A 2,824-nucleotide genomic window follows, 5' to 3' on the forward strand; every position below is an offset into this window, starting at 1 on the left:
ATCTTGCCCGTTTGTGCGCGTGTCGCAGTGTCGAAGACCGTGACGGTGCCTCGGATTTCGGACGACACCCATAATTGCTTGCCGTCCACCGAGAACGCCGCAGCGCGCGGCCGCGTGTTGACGAGCAGATTGTCGATGAGTTCGAGCGTAGTGGCGTCGATGAGATGGACCATGCTCGTCGTCTCCGACGTGCAGGCGACGGTTCGGCCATCGGCGCTGACCGCCATTCCCTCCGGCTCGACGCCGACGTCGACTGTGCCGATGATTTTCGCGCCGGCTATATCCACCACCGAGACCTGATTGTCGTTCTCATTGGCGACGAAGAGCCGCTTGCCGTCCGGGTGCACGACAAAGAATTCCGGATCGGCGCCCGAAGGCAGTTGACCGACGACCTGCCGCTTGGCGAGATCGACCACGTCGATGCGGTTGTCGTCGCCTTCGGCAACGAACAGCGTCTTCTTGTCAACCGAAAGCGCCATGCCGCGCGGGCGCCGGCCGACATCGATCCCCGCCTGCAATGTCATGGTCGCCCCATCGACGACCGCCACGGTGTTGTCCTGCTCATTAGAGACGTAAATCGTCTCGGCCGCCGCGGGCGGGACAAGGACCAACACCAGCACGAGCGCGATCAGCGTTTGCATGTGCTCTCCTCCAGATCGATGCCCAGAGTGTCGAGCGGCGTGCGCTGATGCAGAAAACCCGGTTGTGGCGAACTGGAAACGAGCAGCCGGGGGCCCGCGATCAAGATGGGCTGGCGCATCTGCCCGTCCCACGGACGGAAACTCAGCCCTTGTCCTTTGAAGCCGGCGAGCAGGAAATCGTCGCTGCGCAGATACTTTGCTATCGCAGTCGGATCGAGGCTGTGCAGCCGCGTTGCCGCCTCGCCGACGCTTCTGACCGCCAGCCAGGCGGCGTAGTCGCTGGGCAGCATCCAGCGTCCGGCCAGCTTGTGAAAGCGGTCCTGGAGCTGCGTGGCGCCCCATTCTTCGTCGACCGCGCTCCAGCCGGTGGCGACCACCAGCCCTTGCGTCCCGGCCACCGTCCTCGGCAAGGCGGTGCGCCCCTCGAGATAAGCGCCGAACTCGTCGGCTTCATCGGCGACGACCAGAACATCATAGTCGCCGACCTGCGTTGCAGCAGGGATCTCCGTCTGGAGCGTGACATGTCCGGTGTCGGCGCGGCCGTTGGCGGGCCGGAACGTCCAAGGTTTGTCGATGGTGATCTGCGCCCCGAAACGCGTCGCTGCCCGCCGAAAGGCCGCCGCCATGGCCAGGTCGTCGGGATGCGGACCAGTCAGCAGGAACCAGTGCTGCCAGCCTTTCCAGACCAGGTATTGCGCCAGGGCGTCGGCCAGCATGGCGCGGCTCGGAATGGTGTGCAGAACGTTTCTTCGGCAGTCCTCCTGACGCAGGCTGTCATCAGGATCGCGGCTGTTGAAGAGCATCATACGCTCGGCACCGGGCGCTGCGCTCGCCTGCAGCAATTGCGCGGCATCGAGATCGGCAACGACGAAGCTGATGCCGGCGGCCGCGAACGCGTTGACAGCTTCGGCAGGTGCTTCGCCCGGCTTGAGAACCCTTTCTTGCAGCCGAAATTGCTGGCCGAGAAAGCGGCCGGTGCCGGCGTCGTCGGCAATGGCCAGTCTGGCGCCTTGCAGGCCATCGTCGGTGACAGCCTCGTCCAACGGCCCAAGGGGTAGAGGTAGTTTGCGTTGTTCGCCGAGATAGCCGATCACCATCGTCCGCGGCTCGGCAAGCGCGGGGACGGCGATGGCGAGCAGACCGACAAACACCAGCGCCAGCCGCATCAGGCTCATGTCGAGCAAGCCAAGTTGGATGTTCGAAATCGCCACGGGAACTCCAGGACCGCAGCGACCTAATGATTTTCAGCAAGGAATGTTCCTGGACGGCAAACCGAGTCGAGCCCGCCTGCTGCAAAGCAGGGCGGGCTTGGAGCCTAGACCGGTGGTGGGAGGACCGACCTGGGCTCCAACTTGTGGAACCTCCGATTGTTCCTGCTTCCAAAATCAGCGTTTCGCGCTGTCGCTGTCCATGTCTGCCCGCGCCAGAAATTGTTCTGTGACCTGCGGCAGGTTGCTCTTCAGCCACTCGGCCATCGCTTCCTCCTCACGCAGGTTCTGTTCGCACACGCGGGCAATCTCGGCCTCGCCCGCGGCATTGGCGGCGGAGATGAGGATCGTGTAGGAGGCGATTTCCATATGTTCGAAAGTGTAGCTCGCCAGTGAGCCTTTCATGACTTCGTCGCCGGCGAACACGCCGCTGATCGATTGTGCCGTGGCAGTCAGCTTGCCGCCTGCATCCTTCAGCATGGACGATCCTTCGTCGAGCCCGTCCAGGCAGCTCTTCAGCCGCCTTGCCTGCTCTTTCGTCTCTTCCAGATGAGAACGAATTCGCTCGCTGAGCTCAGGGTAACTCTCGATCCGGCTCAATTGCCCCGACAGCATTGTCTCTGCCTGTTCCTCCATGGCGTGAGCGTCCCTCAACCATTGGACAAGCCATTCGCGCGATTCAGCCATTGTAGTATCTCCATCGATCTGACGCCGCCCGAACCGCCGGCGGCGTGGATTGTTCCTTGAACGTGAGTTCCGGTTACGATTCCCGCGAGAACGGATCGGAATCGGAGAGCTTCTCGCGCACCGACTCGTCGGTCTTGTCGGCCGCGGCCTTGACGACACCGCCGACCTTATCGGCCAGCGTCCCCTCGCTTGACGCCAGCCGTCCGGCTTCGTCGCTCGCGGTCTGGTAGGCTTCGGCCGCAACTTGCTTTGCGGCGTCGAGGGCTTCTTTCAAAGTCTCTCCGGCAG

The 2,824-nt window shown here is 63.1% G+C and carries 3 protein-coding genes and 1 pseudogene; all 4 read right to left on the reverse strand.

All coding sequences use genetic code 11. The annotated features are described in order from the left end of the window. Positions 1-641, reverse strand: a 641-nt coding sequence (locus EOA28_RS31450) for a cytochrome D1 domain-containing protein (protein WP_128315644.1), incomplete at its 3' end; no start/stop codon positions are given. Beyond that, entirely contained in the window at positions 629-1,852 is a 1,224-nt protein-coding gene (locus tag EOA28_RS31455) for an ABC transporter substrate-binding protein (RefSeq protein WP_245463375.1), read from the reverse strand. The genes EOA28_RS31450 and EOA28_RS31455, both read right to left, overlap by 13 nt. Positions 1,853-2,026: 174 nt before the next feature. Beyond that, complete coding sequence (locus tag EOA28_RS31460; protein ID WP_127249208.1) at positions 2,027-2,536, reverse strand: ferritin-like domain-containing protein; 510 nt, start codon at positions 2,534-2,536, stop codon at positions 2,027-2,029. Between the two features lie 73 nt (positions 2,537-2,609). Continuing rightward, positions 2,610-2,824 (reverse strand): annotated as a pseudogene (locus EOA28_RS31465) (hypothetical protein); the annotation flags it as partial.

This window comes from Mesorhizobium sp. M2A.F.Ca.ET.067.02.1.1 (assembly GCF_004023285.1).
Taxonomy (GTDB): Bacteria; Pseudomonadota; Alphaproteobacteria; order Rhizobiales; family Rhizobiaceae; genus Mesorhizobium.